A 23,688-nucleotide genomic window follows, 5' to 3' on the forward strand; every position below is an offset into this window, starting at 1 on the left:
GGCTTGATGAAGCGCGACTGTCGCTGCCGGACAGCCGTGGCCAATGGTCGCGATGTTTCGCGCGACAATCGCCGAGCATCAGCCTCCGAGGGCCAAGCGGAGCGTTGCTATCCGTCAGGGCAATGCTGCTCGTGACCCAACGGCGGACGTCCTTTGATCTAGATCAACCAGAACGCGGCGCTTCGCTTCTTGGCTGTCCCACCCATCGTGCTTGCTTGGGTTGGAAGGTGGGAAAAGCCCCGCAGCGGGGCACTATTTTATCCGCAAGGACCATTGGTCGCCAGTGCGGGATATTCCGGAGGACCTTCATGAAAAGGCAACTGTCGTCGCTTGCTGCGATCCTGTCGGGTTTGAGTCTCATCGTGTCGGCATCGACCCCGAGCGCCGCTCAATCGATATCCGCGGAAGAGGCACAAGCGATCGCTGCGGAGGCGTATGTCTACTTCTATCCGCTCGTGACGATGGACCTGACGCGCAAGCAGCTCATCAATTCCGATCCCAAAACCGCAGGAATAGGCGGTCCTCCCAACACGTTCGACAATGTCCAGGCCTACCCGGCTGCAGACATGAAGTCGGTGGTGCGACCCAATTTCGACACGCTGTATTCGAGCGCCTGGCTCGACCTGACCCGCGAGCCCATGGTCGTTTCGGTTCCTGATACCGGCGGCCGCTACTACCTGCTGCCAATGCTCGACATGTGGACTGATGTGTTCGCGTCGCCGGGATGGCGCACGACAGGCACCAAGGCGGCCAATTTCCTGGTCGTGCCGCCGGACTGGAACGGAAACGTGCCGGCGGGCTTCGCGCGTATCGACGCGCCGACGCCTTATGTCTGGATCATCGGCCGCACCAAGACCGATGGCCCTGCCGACTATGCTGCGGTTCACGAGGTGCAGAAAGGTTACAAGATCACGCCGCTATCCGGATGGGGTAAGCCCCCGGTCGCCGTGACACAGACCATCGATCCCACCGTTGACGTCAAGACGCCGCCGAAGCTGCAAGTCGACACGATGGCAGGCGACAAGTTCTTTGCCTATGCGGCCGAGCTATCAAAGGTCCACCCGCCACACATCACAGATGAGCCGATCATCGCGCGCATGGTGCGGATCGGGCTCGAACCGGGCAAGAGCTTCGATATTACCAAAGCCGACGCGACGGTACGGAAAGCTATCGAAGATGCGCCGGCTCAGGCGCAAAAACTGATGGCATGGAAAGTCCCGACGCTGGCGCGCGTCGCAAATCACTGGTCCATGAACACGGACACGATGGGCGTTTACGGGAACTACTATTTGAAGCGGGCTATCGTCGCCCAGGTTGGACTCGGTGCGAATCTGCCGGAGGACGCGATTTACCCGGGTAGCGTTGGCGATGAAACCGGCAAGCCGCTCGACGGAGCGAATAAATACATCGTCCGCTTCACCAAGGAGGCAGAGCCGCCGGTCGGGGCATTCTGGTCAATCACCCTTTATGACGATGAAGGCTTCCAGGTTGCCAATCCACTCAATCGCTTTGCGGTGAGCAGCTGGATGCCGTTCAAGCGCGACGCCGACGGATCGCTCACGCTCTACGTCCAGAATGACAATCCGGGCGGCGATCGCGAAGCCAACTGGTTGCCCGCGCCCAAAGGCTCGTTCAACCTCACCATGCGCCTTTATGCGCCAAAGTCGGAGGCATTGACCGGCGTGTGGAATCCGCCGGCCATCAAGCGGGTCGACAGTGAAACCGTTGGCCGGCAGCAATGACAGACGCCAAGGGAAGCCCGCGGAGCAAGGCAAGCGCTGCGCATTTAACGCGCCCAAGGATAGCTCGGTGAATACACCGGCGTCTGCGCGTGACCGACTGCGACAGGCAAAGGGATCGTCACTTTGAAAACGAAGTGGCGATGCGGGTGAGGGTACGGCCGGCGGGCGCGCCAGCGCGAGAAATGCGATCGCGGCGAAGCGCGTTATGCACGATGGTGGGCGGAGTTGCTGATTGTACCGACGGAATCGTGGTGCTACGCTTCTGCACGTCATTCCGTTTTCGGTTTGATGCGACGGGCGATCGGGCTTACGGACTGCCGCCCGTTCATTTGAAATTGGAATACTTGAGCCAATAGTGCCCCGCCTCCGGCCCCCCTTTTGAGTGCGGTCGGACGATGTTTTTCATTGGCCTCCGTTCTTCCCATTGACTCGGAGGCGGGCTTTTTCAGTCGAACTTTGCAACAAGTCGACCTTCGACATGTGCATTCTGACGAGCCACGCGGGTCGTGCCGCACCACATCACCATCTGAACGCGAGGTGGGGCAGCTATTGCTTGATGGTCGCGTTGCTCTGTGCCGCTTCTCTGTTTCAGTTCACGCCCAGGGCGTGGGGACAGTGCTCGGCGCGCGACGCCCTGCAGAATCAACTGAAGCTCGGCAAAGTTCGTGCAGTTGATCTGCCGCGAAAACCCATCGCGTCCGTACGCGACGTTCCGACATGGAAGACGATTACGGTCGGCACCTTTGTCAATTCCATTGTGCTGCGCAACGCATTGGATGCCGTCGGCTGCAATATCGGCGGGCTGGCCGCGGAAGTTCTCGCGCGACCGGCCTTCACCATCAGTTCCAGCAAGAGAGGCGTGGAGCTTGTGGCGGTATCCGCAATCGAGCTTGGCTTCAACACCGATAGTGTGCCTCTGGCTGTCATTTACGCGCGGGCTCGGCAACTCGGCTTTGAACTTGCGGCAGCGGAGATCGGCCCGCAATTGCGCCTTCAATATCTTGATCAGCCCATGGGTGAATTCCTCATCGTGGGAATGGAGCCAATCAAGACGTGGAGCGGAGAACCGGTGATCTTCAACGTGGCAAATGGCGGAGCCGGATTGATCCTGATCGGCCAAGACGGCCGGGATGATGCCGAAATACCGGTGACCTCTCGTTTTCTTTTTGTGCGGCCGCCTGATCTCAGCGGCGGAATCGCGGCCGCTCTGCTGCCACCATGAAGACGAACAACCAAGTTTCGAGCAGCGCTGACAGCGGAGAAAGATCCTTGCGTCAGACCAAGGGAGACTTCCTGTCCATAGAGAACAACGAGGCTGCAGCTCGAGTGCAGAAGCTTACCGGGGATGGAGGCAAGCCTTATTTCAAGTCTCGTTTGAAGTGGCGTCAACAGTAGGGAGTAAAATCATGCGTGGATTTGGAGCTGTATGCATCTCACTGTTACTATCGGCAATTCCCGCGACTGCGTCAGATCAAAATCTCAAGGAGGAAATTGGAAAGATTGGTTCAGCCTACGAGCAGTACTTCAGCAACAAGGATCCCGCCGGAATTACTTCGCTTTATACCAAGAACTATATGCGTGTGACTGAAGATGGCGTGGTGGACAATACCAAGTACTATGAGAACGCTTTCAAAGCTGGAGTTAGTCACCTCGAGGTCAAGACGACCGACGTTCAGTCATTGTCAGAAAACATGGCTCTGGTCACCGGCGAATCTCGCGTCACCGGCAACAGCGAGACTGGTGCTCCCATAGATTTCACCGTTGTTTGGACCGCTCTCGATGTTCGTGAGAACGGGCAATGGAAGATTCGCATGCTCACCTCGGTTCCCAAGCCACCGCCGCCCCAGCCGCAACAGGCCGCAAAGTAACTCAAGAAGAGCGGGCGATGGCGCTCTGCTCGCAACGCTGTCAGCTCAGCCGCCTGTTTACGTGTTAGGTGCCGTTCAAGCCTTGTACTTTGCGTTGTTGCTGCGGCATGCCGCCTCGGGAATCGGCGTACATCACCAGCAAAATTTTCTGAACGGTTTGCCCCGACGCTCATGTCCGCTACCACGCACCAGCGACGTGGTTCCGTCGTCTGCTGAACGGCCGGCCGGTATCCCGGTGAAGTACGAGGGACGCCGCTCGCCAGCATGTTCGGTGGCCGGCGGCGTTGCGAGTTCTTTGGGTGTGAATGGGTTCACAACGACCTGGCCAGGCGAATGCTATGTTCCAGCCATTCAACTGCCGACTGATTTTTTGAAGAGTTTCTTTTCGAACAGCCTCTGAGGAGAGGATCATGTTCAAGCAATTCCTCTTGGTCGCGGCGGTGGCCTCGCTGACGCTAGCCACATCCACTAAAGCCCATTGCGAATATGCTTCGGAGCGCAGCGCGTCGGCCAAGTCGCGTTCGGTTTCGTTGCATTCCGATACGGTTCAACTTGCGGAAGCCGTGTTGGACGACATTGTGACTTGGCTCTCATCGAATTTCGACCTGCCTGCCATCAAACAGCGCCCCGTCATTGAATTTGCGTCGAAGATGGAGCTCGCGAGGTTGCGTGCAAGAGAGCGGACTCTTTCGCAAGGCTTCATGGAAAGCGATGGGCAACTCGCTCAGCGCGAAGTTGTCGCACTTTACGACAACGAGACGCGAACGATCCTGCTTCCTGATGATTGGGGCGGTACTTCGCCAGCCGACCAATCGGTCCTGGTACACGAAATGGTCCATCACCTTCAGAATGTTGGAAAGCTCAAATTTGATTGCCCTCAGGCGCGAGAGAAATTGGCCTACCTGGCTCAGGATAAATGGCTGGAGCGGTTCGGACTTACGCTGGAGAACGAGTTCGACGTCGACATGTTCACGGTGCTGGTTTCTTCAGCATGCATATATTGATTGTGATCGGTCGATCCGAGACGCTGTCGAACGATTGCCTTTGCAAAGGAGGGCAAAGCCAAGATCATCCCGTACGTACCAACAAGATCTTCAGCGGATTCGATTGATGGCCAGACTCTTGGCGGTCCTCGCAATTGCATTGGCGATCCTGGCGATGGCTCGGGGGCCGCAGGATCAGTTTGTACCGCTGCCGACAGAACTAATGCCAGCGGTGCTTATTCCCTGAGTTCTCCTAAGGTGACGGGGTCATCCATTCAGCCGGTGGCGCACAGATTCGCTCGTGGTCCAAAGCGCATTTCCGAGGTGGCGCAGGCGAAGTCGGCAACGGGGCCAGAGTGAAGCAACGTTATATCGCAGCCATATCGCGCAAAGTCACACCAACGACGATAGGGAGGCCGGAACGTGACGCCGTGCTTTCTCGAAAGACCTGCGTTTGTCAGGTCAGGCGGTCAATGATCCCGAAGAGTTGCTTGCACGACGCCTCGATTCTCTTTTGCGGCGATGTGGCGATGCCCAGCAACAGACCGGGCCGGGCCGAAGCCGTGGACGCATACCAGAGCGACAGCGGGGTGGGCGCCAGTCCGAACGATGCCGCTTCCCTGGCGATGGCGAGATCGGGCGCTCGATCCGGCAGTCGCAGGATAGCTGCCAATCCGGCAAGCGCAACGTTGGCGGTGCGCGCGCGAAGCTGCTTCAGCAATGCATCGCCTTGCGCGGCATAGACCCGCTTCGTGCGCCGGAGATGTCGCAGATAATGGCCCTCGCGCATGAAATCGGCGGTCGCGAGCTGCACCGCGGGCCCAGGGGCCGGCGCGAGGCAAGCGGCGGCTTCGGCAAACCGCGACGCGAGAGCGGCCGGTGCAACGACAAAGCCGAGCCGCAAGGCTGGGGTCACGGTCTTGCTGAAAGAGCCGATGTGGATGACGCGGCCGGCGCGATCGAGCGAGGCGAGTGCCGGGGTGGCGCGGCCCTTGAGCTGAAGCTCGCCGAGATAATCGTCCTCGATCACCCACGCCTTGCTTCGGGTGGCCCAGTCGAGCAGGCGCGAACGCCTTGCCAGCGACAATGTGGATCCGAGTGGCGCCTGCTGTCCGGGCGTCACAACAACAAGCGCTGCGTCAGGAGCATGTTTCAGGCCGTAATCGACATCGATGCCGTCGGCGTCCACCGGGATCGGCGCGATCGATAGTCTTGCAAGCTCGAGTCCGTGCCGGGTGAAGGGAAAGCCCGGATTCTCCACCCAGGCCTTCTTCTGCTCGAGGCCGAGGACACGGAGTGCCAATCCGAGGCCGCCGCTGAAACCGCTGGTGATGATGATCTGCGACGGGGCGCAATCGATCCCGCGCGCCAGCGCAAGGTAGGCCGCGATCTCGCGCCGCAGATCCAGCTCGCCGCGCGGATCCGGATAAATCGCCGGCGCGCTCACCTCAATGCGAACCGCGTGCGCGCGCATCCGCGCCAGCAGCGTGGCAGGGAAAGTCTCTTGCGCCGGCACGCCCATCTGGAAGATCGCGGGGCCCGCCGTGAGCTCCTGGTACATCTCCATGAACGAGCCGCGGGCAGGGGCCTTGTCCCGACGAACGGGGAATGACGGCCGGTCCGCGACATGCGTACCAGTTGCGCGGGCCGCGACGATCAGCTGGGCGGACGAGAGCTTTTCATAGGCCGAACGCACGGTGCCGCGCGCGACGCCGAGCTGGGCTGCCAGATCCTGCCAGGAGGGCAGGCGCGCTCCGGGGGCGAGCACGCCGCTCTCGATGGCGGCCCTGATGCCCCTGTGAATCTGCTCTGCCAGTGGCGTCTTCGCAGATCGATCCAGCTCCAGCCGCAGCGGTTTGGTCATGCCCCTTGGTACATCAGTTTTGTGCGTTCTTGGTCCTTTTTTATGGTCCATGGCAGAGGCACCTAAGAGGAGAAGGGGGAGCGCCTTGCCCTCCGGAAGATACCGATCATCAAGGAGAAAGCAGATGAGTGAACGTCTCGACTACAACCACGTCGCACCATCTGGCGCGAAAGCATTGGGCGGCGTCTACGGCTACGTCATGCAGAGCGGGCTTCCCGCGACGCTGGTCAACCTCGTCTATCTGCGCGTGTCGCAGATCAACAACTGCGCCTATTGCCTCGACATGCACACGCGCGACCTGCTCAAGAGCGGGGTCAAGATCGAAAAGCTCGCGCTGCTGCAGGCGTGGGCCGAGGCTGGCAATCTCTTCGACGCGCGCGAACGCGCGGCCCTCGCGTGGGCCGAGACGGTGACCCGCGTCGCCGAAACCAATGTGCCGGATGAAGCCTATCAAGCCGCCCGCAAGGACTTCAGCGAGCGTGAGCTGGTCGATCTCACGATCGCCATCAGCCTGATGAATGCGTACAATCGCATGTCGATCAGCTTCCGAAAAACACCGCAGGCCGCCATCGCGAAGGCAGCCTGACCGACATCGATGCAACGCAGGAGCTTGAAAATGACGAGCGTGATCTCGGAAGTCAAAATCCCCGACAGCAAGCTGGCGCGCGAGGCGACCGAGCTGGTGCGCAGTTACGAAGACGAGATGCTGTTCAACCATTCGGTGCGCGTCTATGTGTTCGGCGCGATGAAGGGGCTGCGTCAGAAGCTGAAATTCGACGCCGAACTGCTCTATGTCGCGGCGCTGTTTCACGACCTCGGCCTTGTCGATCACTACCATACGGAGACAAAGCGATTTGAGGTCGACGGTGCCGACGCCGCGCGCGACTTTCTCCGCGGACACGGTATTTCCCAGCCGCAGGCCGATCTGGTGTGGGAAGCGATTGCGCTGCATACCACCCCCGGCATTCCGCAATACATGCGGCCGGAAATCGCCCTCACGAATGCAGGCGTCCTGGTGGATGTCGTGGGCATTGGGTACGACGACTACACGGCCGAGCAACGCGAGCAGGTGATCACCGCGTTTCCGCGCGGCGATTTCAAGAACGAGTTTTTGAAGGTGCAGACCTGCTCAGCCCTGAAGAAGCCCCAGACGACGTTCGGCACGGTCAATTTCGACTACATCGAGGATCGCGATCCCACGTTCCGCAAGCCGAACGCGTGCACGCGCATCCGCAATACGCCCTGGCAAAGCTGAGCTGCGGCTCAAGCCACCGGATCCCTGACGGCATCCGAGCGGCGCCGGTCATCCGGCGCCAGCGGCGGCGCCGGTCTTGCGGGAGCGGTCTTCAGCGAAGCTCCATCGCTTGCCGAAGTGAGCTCGACTGGCGCGGGCCCAGCGTCGCGCCAGGCGACGATCCAGATCAGGAAGCCGAGAAGCGCCAACGCGGCACCGACAGGACCGGTGGAAGTCCAGCCCAGCCCCTCGCGAATGGCGATGCCACCCAGGAACGGGCCGAGCGCATTGGCGGTGTTGAACGCCGAATGGTTGAGCGCAGCGGCGAGCGCCTGTGCGTCTCCTGCGACGTCCATCAGCCGGGTCTGGAGGATGGCGCCGAGCGAGACGCTGGCACCGATGGCGAAGACGTCGGCCGCCAGCAGCCAGGGATTGCCGGCGGCAAGTGGAAACACCAGCAGCGCGACCGCAGCAAACAGCAGGATGACGCCCGCCGTCGGCATCAAGGCGCGGTCTGCGAAGCGTGGCACGAACAGATTGCCGAGCGTGGCGCCGATGCCGAACACGGCGAGGAAGAACGGAATGATCGCGGGGCTGACCTTGGTGACTTCGATCAACGTCGTCGCCAGATAAGTGTAGACGGCGAACATGCCGCCGAAGCCGATGGCGCCGATCGCCAGCGTGATCCAGACGCGGCCGCTTCGAAGCGCCGCGAGCTCGCGCAGCGGATCCGATCGCCCGGCCTGGTCGCGCGGTGCGAACAAGGCGCACAGCAGCACCGTGAGCAGCGCCAGTACCGAGACGAGGCCAAAGCTCGCGCGCCAGCCGACCGCCTGGCCGATCAGGTTGGCCAGCGGCACGCCGATGATGGTGGCGCTGGTCAGCCCGAGCATCACCTGGCCGATCGCCTGCGAGCGGCGGTGTTGCGGAACGAGCGAGGCCGCGACCAAAGCTGCGATGCCGAAATAGGCGCCATGCGGCAATCCCGAGAGAAAGCGCGCCGCGATCATCGAGCCGAAGCCCGGCGCGAGCGCGGTGAGCGCGTTGCCGAGCGCGAACACCAACATCAGGGCCAGCAACTGGGTGCGCCGTGCGAACCGCGCGCCAAGTACGGCGATCAGCGGCGCGCCAAGCACCACGCCGAGCGCGTAGGCACTGATCGCATGTCCTGCGGCAGGCTCGTCGATCCCGAGGTCGGCAGCGAAGAACGGCAACAGGCTCATCGATGCGAATTCGGTTGTTCCGATCGCAAAGCCGCCCATCGCGAGCGAGAGGAGCACGATGGCGAGGTGAGGAGGCGTGGAGGCCGCATTCGCGCGGGGCGAGGTCGCTTGAGGCGAGGTCGTCATGTGTCCTGCATTGGTGGCGTCAACGGGAACCAGCCCAGCGAACGTCGCCACCCCTGCAAGATTTGTCTGTCGTACTTAAACCGGGATCAGTCTGCGTCAACACCGGAGGCGCGATGCAAGGCATGCCGCATATCAGCGTCCCGATTGGCACGTGCCCATCTAGTCAATTCGCCTCGACCGCCGAGGGGCTGCCGGTTTCTTCTGTGCGAAGTACGGATTCACGGTGCAGCTCGCGGAGCGGCCGACGGCGAGAAATCTGCACTGTTCGAGCGAAGTGTAGCGGCAGTCGAAATAGCCGACGGGGCCGTAGATCTGCATGCAGACGGGATAGTTGGGATCATAGGTCTGCGCGTGCGCCGGCACGCCCGAGAAGAGCAGGCCGATAGCGACGAGCGTGAGGCGGGCGCGGCGCATCTCAGCGCAGGTAGTAGCCGGGTGAATAACCCGGCGTCTGCGTGCGCGGACGATTCTGATAGGCGTAGGGATCATCGCTCTGGCCTGCGAAATACGGATTCGCGAGGCAGCTCAGCGCGCGGCCCGACGAGCTCGCCTGACACTGTGCATAAGTGTCGAATGTGCAATTGCTCAGCCCCGGCCATTCATCGCCGGTGAGGCAGAAGGCATGATGCGTCCCGAAGGCGCGCGCAGGTGAGCTTGCGCCGAATACAAATGTGGCGATTGCGAGCGAAAATGTGGCGGCAATGGGGTGAGCGATTTGTCCACGCATCTGTAGTCTCCAAGTCACGCGAATGTGCGCGCGTCGTCGTTACACATGCGCGCGGTGGAGGTCGTGTAGTCGACATTGGAACTCATGAAAACTCTTGTTTCAAAGGGTTTCCCGCGCGCACTGCTAAACATCCATTAACTCACGAGGGGCCTTTGGCTCTGACTGTTGCGTCGAGGTTACAGCAATTCCATCGAGCGCTGTTATGACGGCGCTACGGCCCGGGGGCCTAACTACGAAACTGGAACGGGAATCAAATGAATAAGAATCTGTTGCTTGCTGCTGTGAGCCTTGTCGCGCTCAGCGCGACTGCGCCGGCGCTGGCTGCTGACCTCGCTGCGCGTCCTTACACCAAGGCGCCCGCGATGGTCGCGACGATCTATGACTGGAGCGGCTTCTACATCGGCATCAACGGCGGCGGCGGTTCGTCGCACGCGACCTGGGATTTCGTCGGCGTCGGCCGCGAAGGTTCGCACGACGCGACGGGCGGCACGGTCGGTGGCCAGATCGGCTATCGCTGGCAGTCCGGCCAGTGGGTGTTCGGTGTTGAAGGCCAGGGCAACTGGGCCGACTTCTCGGGCGACAACGCCAGCGCGCTGTTCGCCACCAACAACCGCACCAAGATCGATGCGTTCGGTCTGATCACCGGTCAGGTTGGCTACGCCTGGAACAACGTCCTGATCTACGTCAAGGGCGGTGCGGCTGTGGTCAGCAACAAGTACGAGATCTCCAGCACGGCGGGCGCGCTGCTCTCCTCGTCCAGCGACAGCCGCTGGGGTGGCACGGTCGGTGCCGGCCTCGAGTACGGCTTCGCGCCGAACTGGTCGGTTGGCGTCGAGTACAACCACATCTTCCTGTCCGACAAGGACGTGACCTTCGCTGGCTTCGCCGGCTCGGAGCGCATCCGCCAGGACGTCGACATGGGCCTCGTCCGTCTGAACTACAAGTTCGGCGGCCCGCTGATCGGCCGGTACTAAGCAAACGACTGAGACTGATCGCTCTCCTTGGAGCGGTTGTCGAAGCCCCGGCCATTGGCCGGGGCTTTTTTATTGTTTGAATTCAGCGAGTTAACCATCCCATTTCGAGGTGGCTGAGACGGCTTGACTCTCGAGAACGAAATGAGAACAATGTTCTTCATACGTTCTGGTAATGGAGCAAGCCATGTTCAGGATTTTCGTGGAAGAAGCCGCCGCACTCGCCTCGATCTCGCTGTTCGTCGGGATGATCGCAATCTGGGCGCAGGTGATTCCGCAGCTCTAGGGTGCGACTCGCGCGATCCCCTCAGGTGCCGCCGGGTCATGCCCTTGGGGAAAAGCGGGATGACGCGGCCGATCAGCCGCTCCGGCGTGGACTCTGAAGCAGCGACGCCCCACCATTGTGAGGCGAGTCGGCGAAGGTTCGGGGGATGGTGGGTGCAGGATGTCCTCATGATCCTCTTGTGATCCCCCCTGGTGCCGGTGACCGCTCCATTTCATCTGCAAGAGGCCGTCACGCGACCATGCCGAGCGCCGGATTTGTCCACCTTCACGTTCACTCGGCCTATTCGCTGCTCAAGGGCTCGATCAAGATCGCCAAGCTCGCCGAGCTTGCGAAGAAGGACCACCAGCCCGCGCTGGCGCTGACCGACACCGACAACATGTTCGGTGCGCTGGAGTTCTCCGACAAGATGGCGGGCTCCGGCATCCAGCCGATCGTCGGCTGCGAGCTCGCGATCGATTTCGGCGACCAGGATCCCAATGCGCGCAACGCGCTGCTGCCATCGCGCGTGGTGCTGCTGGCAGCCCAGGAGCGCGGCTATCGCAGCCTGATGCGGCTGAACTCGCGCGCGTTCCTGGAGACCCCCGACACCCACGCCTCCCACATCAAGTTCGACTGGCTCGAGGGCGAGACCGAAGGCCTGATCGCGCTCACCGGCGGCCCCGACGGCCCGATCTCGCTCGCGCTGGCGGCAGGCCAGGCCGAAATTGCGGCATTACGATGCGAGCGCCTTGCAAGCCTGTTCGGCGATCGTCTCTATGTCGAATTGCAGCGTCACAACATCGACAAGGAACGGCGCGTCGAGAGCGGCTTGATCGACATCGCCTACGCCAAGGGCCTGCCGCTGGTTGCGACCAACGAGCCGTATTTCGCTTCGACCGACGATTACGAGGCGCATGATGCGCTGCTGTGCATCGCCGGCGGCCGGCTGATCGCCGAGACCGATCGCGTTCAGCTCACGCCCGATCACCGCTTCAAGACCCGCGCCGAGATGGCGGTGCTATTCGCCGACATTCCGGAGGCGCTGGCCTCGACGGTGGAGATCGCCGAGCGCTGCTCGTTCCGCCCGATGACGCGCAAGCCGATCCTGCCGTTCTTCACGGTCGGCGCCGCCGCAAGCTCCGATGCCGCCGCGGTCGAGGCGGCCGAACTGAAGCGCCAGGCGGAGGAGGGGCTCGCCAACCGCCTCAACGTCCACGGCCTGTCGCAGGGCACCACGGAAGAGGACTACAACAAGCGCCTCGCGTTCGAGCTCGACGTCATCATGCGCATGAAGTACGCGGGCTACTTCCTGATCGTGTCGGACTTCATCAAATGGGCGAAGTCGCAAGGCATTCCGGTAGGACCGGGCCGCGGTTCGGGCGCAGGCTCACTGGTCGCCTGGGCGCTGACCATCACCGATCTGGATCCGATCAAGTTCGGCCTGCTGTTCGAACGCTTCCTCAATCCGGAACGCGTGTCGATGCCGGACTTCGACATCGATTTCTGCCAGGACCGCCGCGGCGAGGTGATCAAATACGTCCAGGAGCGCTACGGCCGCGACCAGGTCGCGCAGATCATCACCTTCGGTACGCTGCAGGCGCGTGGCGTGCTGCGCGACGTCGGCCGCGTGCTGCAAATGCCCTACGGCCAGGTCGACAAGCTGACCAAGCTGGTGCCGCAGAACCCGGCCGCGCCGGTGACGCTGGCCGCCGCGATCGAGAGCGAGCCGAAGCTCCAGGCGTTCCGCGACGAAGATCCGGTGGTGGCGCGCGCCTTCGACATCGCGCAGCGCCTCGAAGGCCTGACCCGCCACGCCTCGACGCACGCGGCCGGCATCGTGATCGGCGATCGCCCCTTGAGCGAACTCGTGCCGATGTATCGCGACCCCAAGTCAGACATGCCGGTGACCCAGTTCAACATGAAATGGGTCGAGCCGGCGGGCCTCGTGAAGTTCGACTTCCTCGGCCTGAAGACGCTGACTGTGCTCGACGTCGCAGTGAAACTGCTCAAGCCGCGCAACATCGACATCGATCTCGCGACGCTGCCGATCGACGATGCCGAAAGCTACCAGATGCTGGCGCGGGGCGAGGTGGTCGGCGTGTTCCAGGTTGAAAGCCAGGGCATGCGGCGCGCGCTGGTTGACATGCGTCCCGACCGTTTCGAGGACATCATCGCGCTGGTGGCGCTCTATCGCCCCGGTCCGATGGCGAACATCCCGACCTATTGCTCGCGCAAGCACGGCGACGAGGAGCCGGAATATCTGCATCCGGTGCTGGAGCCGATCCTCAAGGAAACCTTCGGCGTCATCATCTACCAGGAACAGGTGATGCAGATCGCGCAGGTGATGTCGGGCTATTCGCTCGGCGACGCCGACCTCCTGCGCCGCGCCATGGGCAAGAAGATCCGCGCCGAGATGGACAAGCAGCGCGACATCTTCGTCGCGGGCGCGGTCAAGAACGGCGTGCCGAAGGGGCAGGCCGAGACCATCTTCGAGCTGTTGGCGAAATTCGCCGACTACGGCTTCAACAAGAGCCACGCGGCCGCCTATGCGCTGGTATCCTACCACACCGCCTACATGAAGGCGCATTATCCGGTGGAGTTCATCGCGGCGTCGATGACGCTCGATCTGAACAACACCGACAAGCTCTCCGAATTCCGTTCCGAGGCGCAGCGCCTAGGAATCAAGGTCGAGCCGCCGAACATCAATCGCTCAGGCGCGACCTTCGAGGTCGGCGAGAAGACGATCTATTACGCGCTCGCCGCACTCAAGGGCGTCGGCATCCAGGCGATCGAGCAGATCATCGAGGAGCGCACCAAGCGGGGACTGTTCACCTCGCTCGCCGACTTCGCCGCGCGGGTCAATCCGCGTGCGATCAACAAGCGCATCATCGAGAGTCTTGCCGCCGCCGGCGCCTTCGACACGCTGGAGCCGAACCGCGCCCGCGTCTTCGCCGGTGCGGACGCGATCCTTGCCTCCTGCCAGCGCGCGCACCAGGCCGAGACCATCGGCCAGAACGACATGTTCGGCGGCTCGGCGGATGCACCCAGCATCATGCTGCCGCAGATCGAGCCGTGGCTGCCGGCCGAGCGATTGCGCCGCGAATACGATGCGATCGGATTCTTCCTGTCGGGCCATCCGCTCGACGATTACGCCACCGTGCTGAAGCGGCTGCGCGTGCAGTCATGGGCCGAGTTCTCGCGTGCGGTGAAGACCGGCGCCACCGCGGGCAAGGTCGCGGCCACCGTGGTGTCGCGCATGGAGCGGCGCACCAAGACCGGCAACAAGATGGGCATCATGGGGCTATCCGATCCCACGGGCCATTTCGAGGCGGTGCTGTTTTCCGAAGGCCTTGCGCAATATCGCGACGTGCTGGAGCCGGGCGCGGCCGTGCTGCTGCAACTCGGTGCGGAATTGCAGGGCGAGGACGTTCGCGCCCGCGTGCTGCATGCCGAGCCGCTCGATCATGCTGCGGCCAAGACACAGAAGGGCCTGCGCATCTTCGTGCGTGATACCAAGCCGCTGGACTCGATCGCCAAGCGTCTCGCCGGTCCCGACGCGGCCGCGTCTAACGGCGCCGCGCCAAAAGTCGGCAGTCCCGGCATCGCGCCGCGCGGAAGCGGCGACGGCGAGGTCTCGCTGGTGATGATGCTCGACCTCGAGACCGAGGTCGAGATGAAGCTGCCCGGCCGCTTCAAGGTCTCGCCGCAGATCGCCGGCGCGATCAAGGCGGTCGCGGGCGTGGTGGATGTGCAGCAACTGTAGCCGATCGTCGCGAATGCGCGTCGTGCGTCGGTCCGTGGGATCTGTGCGGCAGATGTTGTGGTTTCGTAACGCCATCGCGGCTATGATGGCAGCGACGCGTTCGTCCATCGCGCCGGGGGGAAACGTGACATGTGCGACAAATGCTCTGAATCTCATCAGCAGGACATCGCGCCCTCGCGGCGCTCCGCGATGCTGTTTGGCGCCGCCGCGCTGGGGCTGGCCTTTGCCGGGGAAGCCCTCGCCAAGGAAGCCCTCGCCAAGGAAGCCAAGGCACCGCCAAAACCGCACAACGTGCTGTCCCCTGATGCGGCGCTGAAGCGGTTGATGGAGGGCAACGCGCGCTACGTCGACGGCGTGTCGCGGCGCCACGATTTCAAGCACGAGCGCGAGGCGCTGGCCGGCGGGCAGAACCCGTTCGCGGCCGTGCTGAGCTGCGCCGACTCGCGTATCGCGCCGGAATACGCCTTCGACAGCGGCCGCGGCGATCTCTTCGTCTGCCGCGTCGCCGGAAATTTTGCTGGCACCGAGACCATTGCCAGCATGGAATATGCGGTCGCCGTGCTCAACGCACCGCTGATCCTCGTGCTCGGCCATGATGCCTGCGGCGCGGTCGATGCGACGCTGAAGGCAATCAAGGACAATACGTCGCCGCCGGGACACATTCCCTCGCTGGTCGATGCGATCGCGCCCGCCGCAAAGGCCGCGATGCAGCAGGGCGTGGACGTGCTCAACAAGGCGATCCGGCAGAACGTGATCGACAATGTCGCGAAGCTGAAGTCGGCCACGCCGATCCTCAACGCGGCCGTGGAGCAGGGCAAGCTGAAGGTCGTCGGCGGCATCTACCGGCTCACCACAGGAACGGTCGATCTGATCGCGCAGGGCTGACGCGGAGCTGACGTCGGAACAGGGGCGCGTCATGCCAACGCCTCAATCCAAGCATCTCGTTCAAGTGCCATTCAGCCGGCCGCGCGTTTCATGCACGGCGGCACCTCAATAACAAAAGCGGGCACAAGCCATGCGTGGGACGCTCAAGGCCTTCATTTGTTTTCTCTTGCCGATCCTGGCCTTCGCTGCGGGCGCGCCCGATCCCGCGCGCGCGCAGCAGCAGGAAAAGCGCATCGCGCTCGTGGTCGGCAACGGCGCCTACGCCAAGTCGCCGCTGGCGACGACCGCGAACGACGCCGGCCTGATCGCGCAGACGCTGCAAGCGGCGGGCTTCGACGTGGTCGGCGCGCGCGATCTCGACGGCGACACGCTGCGCAAGAGCTTTCGCGATTTCATCCAGAAGGCGCAGGCCTCGGGGCCCGGCACCGTCGCGATGGTTTATCTGGCCGGCTACGGCGTGCAGCTCGCCGGCGAGAACTATTTCATCCCGGTCGATTCCAACATCACCCGCGACACCGACATTCCGACCGAGGCCCTGCGCATCAGCGACTATGCGCGCCAGCTCGCGGCCCTTCAGCTCAAGGCGAACATCGTCGTGCTCGATGCGGCGCGCGCGCAGCCCTTCATCGAGGGCGGCCAGCCGATCGCGAGCGGGCTGGCGCTGGTCGAGCCCGATCCGAACATGCTGATCGCCTTCAACGCCGCGCCCGGCACGGTGGCGCCGGAGGAGCCCGGCCCATACGGCATCTACGCGCAGTCGCTGGCCGAGATGATCCGCACTGGCGGGCTGCCGCTGCCTGACGTGTTCGACCGCGTCCGTCTGCGCGTCAACGAGGCCAGCAAGGGCGCGCAGGTGCCCTGGAACGAGGCAAAGATCTCGGCGCCCTTCTCGTTCTTCGAGCGCGGGCCCGATGCGCCGCCGCCGGAGGCCGCGCCCGACCAGGTTGCCGCGATCCGCAACAAGCCGATCCGCGATCTCGGCGTGCAGGACGCCTATGCGGCCGCGCTCGAGCGCGACACGCTGCCGGCCTATGAAGAGTTTCTCGCGGCCTATCCCGGTGACCCGCTGTCGAAGCGCGTGATGGCGATCGTCGCAGCGCGCCGCGAGGCGATCACCTGGCGGCGGACCTACCGGAACGATACGCCGGAGGCCTATTGGTCCTATCTGCGCCGCTATCCGCGCGGGCCGCACGCGGCCGATGCGCGCCGGCGTCTGGCGATCCTCACCGCGCCGCCCGAGCCGCCCCCGACCTTCGCGATGATCGACTACGACGTGCCGCCACCGCCGCCGGAGGAGGTGGTCTATGTCGACCGTCCGGTGCTGTACTTCAGCGACCCTGATTTCGGCTTCGCGCCGCCGCCGCCGCCGCCGGTCTATTATCTGCCGCCGCCGCCGCCGGATTTCGTCGTGCTGCCGCCGCCACTGCCGGTGGTCGGCCTGTTCGTGCTGCCGCAGCCGGTGTTCGTGCCGATCCCGGTGTTCGTCAGGCCGCCGGTCTATGTCGCGCCGCCGCCGAACAACATCATCTACGCGAACATCCACAACACCACGGTCATCAACACGGTGATCAACCGCCCGCCGGCACCACCGCCGCTGGCAGCGGGAGGAGGGACCGGGCCCGGCAATCTGAGGCCGGCGATTGCCGACCGCGCCAACCCGGTAGCGCCAATGTTGCCGCAAGCCGCTACGCAGCGCGCCGCGCTGATCCAGCAGGGCAAGGCGCCGATGCCGCCAAGCGCGACGGTCCAGCCGACGGCGAGGCCGGGGACACCTCCCGGGACGCCGGCCAATGTCGCGCCGACCGGCACGCCCCCCGCCGCACCGCCGGCCCGGCTGCCACAGGCCAACACGCTGCCGGTTCCCGGCGCCCATGGTGGGCCGCCAGCGCCGCCGGCCGGGGCAGGGACGCCGCCGGGTGGCAGGCCCTTGCCCCCGACGGCAACTGCACCCGGCGCGCCCCCGCCGACGCATCCGGGGGCGCCGACCGCGGCTGCTCCCGGCACGACGCTGCCGCCCCATCCTGGTGCGCCAACGGCCGGCACTCCTGCGACCGTAGCGCCCACCGCGAACCCGGCTGCGCCCGGGCAACCGCCGAAGCCGCCGGTTGCTCAGACCCCGCCCGCGGGGGCGCCCGCCGGCGCCAAGTCTGCAACCCGTGAGCCGGCCGGCGCGCCGCCGCCTGCTGCGGGCACGCCGCCCGGCACGCCCTCGGGTGCCGCGGGCAGGCCGGTCACGCCGCCGCCCTCGGCCGCGCGCGAACCCGTCAAACCGCAGAACTCGCCCGCGACCCCTCCAGCGCAAGCCGCCCGGCCGTCGCCGTCAGGTCCACCACCGCGGCCGCAGGCCGTGGCGAGGCCGACACCGCCACCGCCTGCCGCTCGCCCGGCACCGCCGCCGCATGTCGCATCGCCTCCGCCGGCCCGGGCAGCTCCGCCTGTGGCAGTTGCACGGCCGGCGCCTCCACCAATGGCCCGGCCTGCACCTCCACCCATGGCGCGGCCTGCGCCGCCACCGCCGGTAGCCCGGCCTGCGCCACCGCCGCCGCCCCGGATGGCCGTCGCGCCACCACCCCTGCCGCGTCCGGCGGCACCTCCGCCGCGCCCAGCGGCACCACCGCCGGCGGCGAAGAAGTGCCCGCCGAACCAGCCCAAGTGCTAGTCGCGTAATAGGGCGTAGCGTGGTCTTTACGGAATAGGGCCTTCCGGGGCGAAAGCCGCCTCCGAAAGGCCCTTATTTCCTTGCTTCTGGCCGAAATGGCGCTATATAGCGCCCCATCTCACACGGAAACATGGCTCACAAGGCCGTCCGGTGGCAACCGGGGCGAGAACGCTCTGTTTTGCTCACACGTTTCCGGAGGAACCAACCGGAGAATTGAAACTATGGCGCTACCCGACTTCACCATGCGTCAGCTCCTCGAAGCTGGCGTGCACTTTGGTCACCAGTCTCACCGCTGGAATCCGAAAATGGCACCGTTCATTTTCGGCGCTCGCAACAACATCCACATCGTCGACCTCGCGCAGACCGTGCCGATGCTGCACACCGCCTTGCAGGCGGTCAGCGACACTGTCGCCAAGGGCGGCCGCATCCTGTTCGTCGGCACCAAGCGCCAGGCGCAGGACGGCGTCGCGGACGCTGCCAAGCGCTGCGCGCAGTATTTCGTCAATTCGCGCTGGCTCGGCGGCACGCTGACCAACTGGAAGACGATCTCGGCCTCGATCAAGCGCCTGCGTCATCTCGATGACGTGCTCTCCGGCGGCGATGCCTCCTCCTACACCAAGAAGGAGCGCCTGACGCTTCAGCGCGAGCGCGATAAGCTCGACCGCTCGCTCGGCGGCATCAAGGACATGGGCGGTCTGCCCGACCTGATCTTCGTGATCGACACCAACAAGGAAGACATCGCGATCCAGGAAGCCCAGCGGCTCAACATCCCGGTCGCCGCGATCGTCGACACCAATTCGGATCCCAAGGGCATCACCTATGTGGTCCCGGGCAATGACGACGCCGGCCGCGCGATCGCGCTGTATTGCGACCTGATCGCGCGTGCGGCGATCGACGGCATCTCGCGCGCCCAGGGCGATTCGGGCATCGACATCGGTGCGTCGGCCCGTCCGCTCGCCGAAGATCTGCCGGCCGCTTCCTCGAGCGGCTTCCAGGGCCTTGCCGGTCCGCGCGGCACCGCCGACGACCTCAAGAAGCTCCCGGGCGTTTCGGGCGCGATCGAGAAGAAGTTCAACGACCTCGGCATCTTCCACTATTGGCAGCTCGCCGAGCTCGATCACGACACCGCGCACAAGATCGGCGAAGAAGTCGGTCTGCCCAGCCGTGCGGATGCCTGGGTGGCCAAGGCCAAGGCGCTGACCGCGGAAGCGGAATAGTCAAAAAGAGCGATGGGTTGGCCGGATATAAGTCCGGCCACCATTTCAGTTGACGCGAATTCCTGAGATGGACCGCGGCGGGGCTGTTTGATGCCACGCCGCGGCAAACCGGCAGGCAAGAAGGATTTTCAATGATGGCAACGATCACTGCTGCGATGGTCAAGGATCTGCGCGAGTCCACCGGCGCAGGCATGATGGACTGCAAGGCCGCGCTCACCGAAAACGACGGCAACATGGAAGCGGCGCAGGACTGGCTGCGTAAGAAGGGCCTGTCGAAGGCCGCCAAGAAGTCCGGTCGCGTCGCCGCTGAAGGCCTGATCGGTGCGCTCACCAAGGGCACCAAGGGTGTCGTCGTCGAGGTCAACTCCGAGACCGACTTCGTCGCGCGCAACGGCCAGTTCCAGGGCCTCGTCAAGATGGTCGCCCAGGTCGCATTCGACGTCGGCGCCGACGTCGAGAAGATCAAGGCTGCCAAGGTCGGTGACGTCACGGTCGAAGCCGCAATCAACGACGCGATCGCCACCATCGGCGAGAACATGACGCTGCGCCGCGCCGCTTCGCTGGAAGTGAAGCAGGGCGTCGTGTCGAGCTACGTCCACGGCGCCGTCGTCGAAGGCGCCGGCAAGATGGGCGTGATCGTGGCGCTGGAATCGCCCGGCAAGGCCGACGAGCTCGCAGCCCTCGGCCGCCAGATCGCGATGCATGTCGCGGCCGCCAACCCGCTCGCGCTCGATCCGTCCGGTCTCGATCCGGCGGTCGTCAAGCGCGAGAAGGACGTGCTCGCCGACAAATATCGCCAGCAGGGCAAGCCCGAGAACGTGATCGAGAAGATCGTCGAGTCCGGCCTCAAGACCTACTACAAGGAAGTCTGCCTGTTCGAGCAGGCCTTCATCCACGACACCGGCAAGTCGGTGGCGCAGGCGGTGAAGGAGGCCGAGGGCAAGGTCGGCGGCGCGGTGAAGATCACGGGCTTCGTGCGCTATGCTCTCGGTGAGGGAATCGAGAAGCAGGAAAGCGACTTCGCGGCCGAGGTCGCAGCGGCCAGCGGCAAGAAGTAAGCGCCGGAACGTTCCTTCCGGCGTGCCGCCGGAAGCGGCGCCCGGACGAGGAAAGTGCTCATGACTGATCCGGTCTATCGTCGCGTCGTGATCAAGCTGTCCGGCGAATATCTCGCGGGACAGCAGGGTTTTGGCATCGATCAGCCGACCCTCGACCGGGTCGCGGACGATCTGATTGCCGCCCGCCAGCTCGGCACCGAGGTTGCGGTGGTGATCGGCGGCGGCAACATCGTGCGCGGCGTCGAGGTGTCCTCGCGCGGGGTGTCACGCACCACCGGCGACACCATGGGCATGCTCGCCACCATGATGAACTGCCTCGCGCTGGAGGCGACGATCGAGCGCAAGGGCACGCCGGCGCGTACGCTGTCGGCCTTCGTCATGCCGCAGATTTCCGAGCTGTTCACCCGCACCGCAGCGCACAAATACCTCGCCGAGGGCCGGATCGTGCTGCTCGGGGGCGGAACCGGCAATCCGTTCTTCACCACCGATACGACCGCGGTGCTACGGGCCGCCGAGATCGGAGCCGAGGCTGTGCTGAAGGCAACCAATGTCGACGGCGTCTACTCGGCCGACCCGAAAAAGGATCCCACCGCCACGCGATTCGACCGGCTGACGCATTCGCAGGCGATCGAGGGCGGCTACAAGGTGATGGATGCGACCGCCTTCGCGCTTGCCCGCGAGACGTTGCTGCCTATCATCGTGTTCTCGATCGCGGAGCCGGGTTCGATCGGCGCTGTACTGCGTGGCGGCGGCCACGGAACCATCGTCGCCGGCTGACGGCTCGTCGGTCGCGCCCGAAGGGTCGCGGAGAGGTCGCCGGGATTTTGAAGGAGAAACGTGATGGCCACGGGTAATTTCGACCTCAACGAAGTGAAGCGTCGCATGCAGGGCGCCGTCCAGTCCCTCAAGCACGAGCTTGGCGGCCTGCGTACGGGGCGCGCGTCGGCCTCGATGCTCGACCCGGTCCAGGTCGAGGCTTACGGCAGCCACATGCCGCTCAACCAGCTTGCCACCGTCAGCGTGCCGGAGCCGCGGCTGATCTCGGTGCAGGTCTGGGACAAGTCGATGGTCAAGCCGGTCGAGAAGGCGATCGTCGATTCCAATCTCGGCCTGTCGCCCGCGACCGAAGGCCAGGTGCTGCGCCTGCGCATCCCCGAGCTCAACGAGGAGCGTCGCAAGGAGCTCGTCAAGGTCGCGCACAAATACGCGGAAGCAGCCAAGGTCGCCGCGCGTCACGTCCGCCGCGACGGCCTCGACGTCCTCAAGAAGCTCGAGAAGAATCACGAGATGTCGGAGGACGACCAGAAGCGTCACGCCGACGAGGTGCAGAAGGCGACCGACGGCACGATCACCGAGATCGACCAGTTGCTGGCCGCCAAGGAAAAAGAAATCCTCACCGTCTAAAGCGCGATGAATCGTCATCGCACTTTAGGTTATGTTCGCGCATGATCCTTTCGGAAAACCGCTTCGCACTTCTCCGGATCATGCTTTAGGGCCGCCTTCATGTCCAATGCCGCCGCGCCAGCAACGGAAGGACCCGACCGGTCCGAGGCGCCTGCGCATGTCGCCATCATCATGGATGGCAACGGGCGTTGGGCGGCCGCGCGCGGCCTGCCGCGGGCCGAAGGCCATCGCCGCGGAGTCGAGGCCCTGCGCCGCGTGGTGCGTGCCTCGCACGAGCTCGGCATCCGCTATCTCACCATCTTCTCCTTCTCGTCGGAGAACTGGTCGCGCCCGGCGAGCGAGATCGGCGATCTCTTCGGTCTGTTGCGCCGCTTCATCCGCAACGATCTCGCGAGCCTGCATCGCGACGGCGTCAAGGTCCGCATCATCGGCGAGCGCGACGGACTCGAGGGCGACATCTGCGCGCTGCTCAACGAGGCCGAGGAACTGACGCGCGACAACACGCGCCTGACGCTGGTCGTCGCCTTCAACTACGGTTCGCGGCAGGAAATCGCGAAAGCCGCGCAGAAGCTCGCGCGGGAAGTCGCAGACGGCAAGCGCGCCCCTGAAACGATCGATGCCGAGACGATAGGGGCTCATCTCGATGCGCCCGACATTCCCGATCCCGATCTCATCATCCGCACCAGTGGCGAGCAGCGGCTGTCCAACTTCCTGATGTGGCAGGCCGCCTACAGCGAGCTGGTCTTCGTGCCGATCCACTGGCCCGATTTCGACAAGGCGGCGCTGGAAGGCGCGATCGCCGAATTCGCCAGGCGCGAGCGCCGTTTCGGCGGTCTGGTCGCGAAAACCGCCTCGTGAGCGAACCCGACGCCGCATCGGCGGGCGCGAAGCCTGCCCCGAGCAATCTCGTGATGCGAGTCCTCGCGGCGCTGGTGCTGGCACCGCTCGCCATTGCGCTCGCCTATGCCGGCGGCTGGCTGTGGGCGCTTCTCGTCACCCTGGTGTCGATCGGGCTGTTCGCGGAATGGCTGATGGTGGTCGGCGCGGGCTCGACCGCGCTGACCGGGGCCGGGACGATCGTCATCGCCATGATGGGCTTGTGCGTTGCCGCCGGCGCGCTCAAGACCGCCATCATCGTCGGCTGCGTCGGTGGCGCGATCATCATGCTGATCGCGCGCGGCAAGTTTGTCTGGGCCGGGACCGGCTTCGCCTACGCATCGGCGGCGTTGCTGGCCTCGATCCTGGTGCGGAAGGACCTCGTCAACGGCTTCTCCGCGCTGATGTTCGTGCTGCTGGTGGTGTGGGCGACCGATATCGGCGGCTATTTCGCTGGCCGCAGCATCGGCGGACCGAAGCTGTGGCCGCGCGTCAGCCCGAAGAAGACCTGGTCCGGAGCCCTCGGCGGCTTCACGGCGAGCCTTGCGGTTGCCGGCGGCTTTGCCGCTTGCGGGATCGGGAAGGCGGTTCCACTGCTGCTCGTCGGCGCCGTCCTGTCGGTGGTGTCGCAGCTCGGCGATCTCTTCGAATCCGCCGTCAAGCGGCGCTTCGGCGTCAAGGATTCCAGTCACTTAATTCCCGGCCATGGCGGGCTACTGGACCGTCTGGACGGTTTTGTCGCCGCCATCCTGATGGCATGGATTATCGGCTTTCTCCGCCATGGTGTGCATAGCGCCGGAAGCGGTCTTATGGTTTGGTGAGG

Annotated in this window: 20 protein-coding genes; 16 read left to right on the top strand and 4 right to left on the bottom strand. The window is 64.2% G+C overall.

Annotation, left to right across the window (positions count from 1 at the left end; all coding sequences use genetic code 11):
* Positions 1 to 308 precede the first annotated feature (308 nt).
* From JQ627_RS06955 to JQ627_RS06970, 4 genes are all read left to right on the top strand, one after another.
* Positions 309 to 1,742 (top strand): DUF1254 domain-containing protein, encoded by a 1,434-nt coding sequence (locus tag JQ627_RS06955; protein WP_212483404.1) that lies wholly within the window; start codon positions 309 to 311, stop codon positions 1,740 to 1,742.
* A 556-nt stretch (positions 1,743 to 2,298) separates the two neighbouring features.
* Positions 2,299 to 2,964 carry a hypothetical protein gene (locus JQ627_RS06960; RefSeq protein WP_249142988.1) on the top strand — a complete coding sequence of 222 codons (666 nt, stop codon included), beginning with the start codon at positions 2,299 to 2,301 and terminating at the stop codon, positions 2,962 to 2,964.
* Between the two features lie 184 nt (positions 2,965 to 3,148).
* Entirely contained in the window at positions 3,149 to 3,610 is a 462-nt protein-coding gene (locus tag JQ627_RS06965) for a DUF4440 domain-containing protein (RefSeq protein WP_212483406.1), read from the top strand.
* 410 nt (positions 3,611 to 4,020) lie between these two features.
* A complete protein-coding gene (locus JQ627_RS06970; RefSeq protein WP_212483407.1) occupies positions 4,021 to 4,614 on the top strand; it encodes a DUF6647 family protein in 594 nt (197 codons plus the stop codon).
* A gap of 436 nt (positions 4,615 to 5,050) precedes the next feature.
* On the opposite strand, the gene JQ627_RS06975 is transcribed toward JQ627_RS06970, so the two are convergent.
* Positions 5,051 to 6,457 (bottom strand): PLP-dependent aminotransferase family protein, encoded by a 1,407-nt coding sequence (locus tag JQ627_RS06975; protein ID WP_212483408.1) that lies wholly within the window; start codon positions 6,455 to 6,457, stop codon positions 5,051 to 5,053.
* 124 nt (positions 6,458 to 6,581) lie between these two features.
* Between JQ627_RS06975 and JQ627_RS06980 the strand changes: the two genes are divergently transcribed.
* Complete coding sequence (locus JQ627_RS06980) at positions 6,582 to 7,043, top strand: carboxymuconolactone decarboxylase family protein (protein WP_212483409.1); 462 nt, start codon at positions 6,582 to 6,584, stop codon at positions 7,041 to 7,043.
* A gap of 30 nt (positions 7,044 to 7,073) precedes the next feature.
* On the top strand, positions 7,074 to 7,712 hold the full coding sequence (locus JQ627_RS06985; RefSeq protein WP_212483410.1) for an HD domain-containing protein: 639 nt from the start codon (positions 7,074 to 7,076) through the stop codon (positions 7,710 to 7,712).
* An 8-nt stretch (positions 7,713 to 7,720) separates the two neighbouring features.
* On the opposite strand, the gene JQ627_RS06990 is transcribed toward JQ627_RS06985, so the two are convergent.
* The 3 genes from JQ627_RS06990 to JQ627_RS07000 form a co-directional block, all read right to left on the bottom strand.
* Positions 7,721 to 9,040: an MFS transporter gene (locus tag JQ627_RS06990; RefSeq protein ID WP_212483411.1), complete on the bottom strand. Its 1,320-nt coding sequence runs from the start codon at positions 9,038 to 9,040 to the stop codon at positions 7,721 to 7,723.
* Positions 9,041 to 9,199: 159 nt separating this feature from the next.
* Positions 9,200 to 9,454: a DUF3551 domain-containing protein gene (locus JQ627_RS06995; protein WP_212483412.1), complete on the bottom strand. Its 255-nt coding sequence runs from the start codon at positions 9,452 to 9,454 to the stop codon at positions 9,200 to 9,202.
* A gap of 1 nt (position 9,455) precedes the next feature.
* Complete coding sequence (locus JQ627_RS07000; RefSeq protein ID WP_212483413.1) at positions 9,456 to 9,767, bottom strand: DUF3551 domain-containing protein; 312 nt, start codon at positions 9,765 to 9,767, stop codon at positions 9,456 to 9,458.
* A 254-nt stretch (positions 9,768 to 10,021) separates the two neighbouring features.
* On the opposite strand from JQ627_RS07000, the gene JQ627_RS07005 reads away from it, so the two are divergent.
* The 10 genes from JQ627_RS07005 (at position 10,022) to JQ627_RS07050 (ending at position 23,686) form a co-directional block, all read left to right on the top strand.
* The gene (locus JQ627_RS07005; protein ID WP_212483414.1) at positions 10,022 to 10,741 is read left to right on the top strand and encodes an outer membrane protein; all 720 of its coding nucleotides are present in this window, start codon (positions 10,022 to 10,024) and stop codon (positions 10,739 to 10,741) included.
* A 521-nt stretch (positions 10,742 to 11,262) separates the two neighbouring features.
* Positions 11,263 to 14,766: a DNA polymerase III subunit alpha gene (gene dnaE / locus JQ627_RS07010; RefSeq protein WP_212483415.1), complete on the top strand. Its 3,504-nt coding sequence runs from the start codon at positions 11,263 to 11,265 to the stop codon at positions 14,764 to 14,766.
* A gap of 129 nt (positions 14,767 to 14,895) precedes the next feature.
* Positions 14,896 to 15,651, top strand: coding sequence for a carbonic anhydrase (locus JQ627_RS07015; protein WP_212483416.1), 756 nt, complete (start codon positions 14,896 to 14,898; stop codon positions 15,649 to 15,651).
* A 130-nt stretch (positions 15,652 to 15,781) separates the two neighbouring features.
* Positions 15,782 to 18,310: a caspase family protein gene (locus tag JQ627_RS07020; protein ID WP_212483417.1), complete on the top strand. Its 2,529-nt coding sequence runs from the start codon at positions 15,782 to 15,784 to the stop codon at positions 18,308 to 18,310.
* 221 nt (positions 18,311 to 18,531) lie between these two features.
* A complete protein-coding gene (locus JQ627_RS07025) occupies positions 18,532 to 19,527 on the top strand; it encodes a 30S ribosomal protein S2 (RefSeq protein WP_212483418.1) in 996 nt (331 codons plus the stop codon).
* 134 nt (positions 19,528 to 19,661) lie between these two features.
* Positions 19,662 to 20,585, top strand: a complete 924-nt coding sequence (gene tsf, locus JQ627_RS07030; RefSeq protein ID WP_212484070.1) for a translation elongation factor Ts — start codon at positions 19,662 to 19,664, stop codon at positions 20,583 to 20,585.
* 60 nt (positions 20,586 to 20,645) lie between these two features.
* The gene (gene pyrH, locus JQ627_RS07035; RefSeq protein WP_212483419.1) at positions 20,646 to 21,362 is read left to right on the top strand and encodes a UMP kinase; all 717 of its coding nucleotides are present in this window, start codon (positions 20,646 to 20,648) and stop codon (positions 21,360 to 21,362) included.
* Positions 21,363 to 21,425: 63 nt separating this feature from the next.
* Positions 21,426 to 21,989, top strand: a complete 564-nt coding sequence (frr, locus tag JQ627_RS07040; RefSeq protein ID WP_063679666.1) for a ribosome recycling factor — start codon at positions 21,426 to 21,428, stop codon at positions 21,987 to 21,989.
* Positions 21,990 to 22,088: 99 nt separating this feature from the next.
* On the top strand, positions 22,089 to 22,847 hold the full coding sequence (locus JQ627_RS07045) for an isoprenyl transferase (RefSeq protein WP_212483420.1): 759 nt from the start codon (positions 22,089 to 22,091) through the stop codon (positions 22,845 to 22,847).
* Positions 22,844 to 23,686 (top strand): phosphatidate cytidylyltransferase, encoded by an 843-nt coding sequence (locus JQ627_RS07050; RefSeq protein ID WP_212483421.1) that lies wholly within the window; start codon positions 22,844 to 22,846, stop codon positions 23,684 to 23,686. The genes JQ627_RS07045 and JQ627_RS07050 overlap by 4 nt, the downstream gene beginning before the upstream one ends.
* The last annotated feature ends 2 nt before the right edge of the window (positions 23,687 to 23,688 follow it).

The organism is Bradyrhizobium liaoningense, from assembly GCF_018130785.1.
In the GTDB taxonomy this organism is placed as follows: Bacteria; Pseudomonadota; Alphaproteobacteria; order Rhizobiales; family Xanthobacteraceae; genus Bradyrhizobium; species Bradyrhizobium liaoningense_A.

What these genes read in the sequence shown, in the direction of transcription:
- frr (WP_063679666.1), top strand. Translation starts at nt 21,426, where the DNA reads ATGGCCACGGGTAATTTCGACCTCAACGAAGTGAAGCGTCGCATGCAG.
- JQ627_RS06955 (WP_212483404.1), top strand. Translation starts at nt 309, where the DNA reads ATGAAAAGGCAACTGTCGTCGCTTGCTGCGATCCTGTCGGGTTTGAGT.
- JQ627_RS06985 (WP_212483410.1), top strand. Translation starts at nt 7,074, where the DNA reads ATGACGAGCGTGATCTCGGAAGTCAAAATCCCCGACAGCAAGCTGGCG.
- JQ627_RS06990 (WP_212483411.1), bottom strand. Translation starts at nt 9,040, where the DNA reads ATGACGACCTCGCCTCAAGCGACCTCGCCCCGCGCGAATGCGGCCTCC.
- JQ627_RS07015 (WP_212483416.1), top strand. Translation starts at nt 14,896, where the DNA reads ATGTGCGACAAATGCTCTGAATCTCATCAGCAGGACATCGCGCCCTCG.
- JQ627_RS07025 (WP_212483418.1), top strand. Translation starts at nt 18,532, where the DNA reads ATGGCGCTACCCGACTTCACCATGCGTCAGCTCCTCGAAGCTGGCGTG.
- JQ627_RS06965 (WP_212483406.1), top strand. Translation starts at nt 3,149, where the DNA reads ATGCGTGGATTTGGAGCTGTATGCATCTCACTGTTACTATCGGCAATT.
- JQ627_RS07020 (WP_212483417.1), top strand. Translation starts at nt 15,782, where the DNA reads ATGCGTGGGACGCTCAAGGCCTTCATTTGTTTTCTCTTGCCGATCCTG.
- JQ627_RS06980 (WP_212483409.1), top strand. Translation starts at nt 6,582, where the DNA reads ATGAGTGAACGTCTCGACTACAACCACGTCGCACCATCTGGCGCGAAA.
- JQ627_RS06995 (WP_212483412.1), bottom strand. Translation starts at nt 9,454, where the DNA reads ATGCGCCGCGCCCGCCTCACGCTCGTCGCTATCGGCCTGCTCTTCTCG.
- JQ627_RS06975 (WP_212483408.1), bottom strand. Translation starts at nt 6,457, where the DNA reads ATGACCAAACCGCTGCGGCTGGAGCTGGATCGATCTGCGAAGACGCCA.
- dnaE (WP_212483415.1), top strand. Translation starts at nt 11,263, where the DNA reads ATGCCGAGCGCCGGATTTGTCCACCTTCACGTTCACTCGGCCTATTCG.
- tsf (WP_212484070.1), top strand. Translation starts at nt 19,662, where the DNA reads ATGGCAACGATCACTGCTGCGATGGTCAAGGATCTGCGCGAGTCCACC.
- JQ627_RS07045 (WP_212483420.1), top strand. Translation starts at nt 22,089, where the DNA reads ATGTCCAATGCCGCCGCGCCAGCAACGGAAGGACCCGACCGGTCCGAG.
- pyrH (WP_212483419.1), top strand. Translation starts at nt 20,646, where the DNA reads ATGACTGATCCGGTCTATCGTCGCGTCGTGATCAAGCTGTCCGGCGAA.
- JQ627_RS06970 (WP_212483407.1), top strand. Translation starts at nt 4,021, where the DNA reads ATGTTCAAGCAATTCCTCTTGGTCGCGGCGGTGGCCTCGCTGACGCTA.
- JQ627_RS07005 (WP_212483414.1), top strand. Translation starts at nt 10,022, where the DNA reads ATGAATAAGAATCTGTTGCTTGCTGCTGTGAGCCTTGTCGCGCTCAGC.
- JQ627_RS07000 (WP_212483413.1), bottom strand. Translation starts at nt 9,767, where the DNA reads ATGCGTGGACAAATCGCTCACCCCATTGCCGCCACATTTTCGCTCGCA.
- JQ627_RS06960 (WP_249142988.1), top strand. Translation starts at nt 2,299, where the DNA reads ATGGTCGCGTTGCTCTGTGCCGCTTCTCTGTTTCAGTTCACGCCCAGG.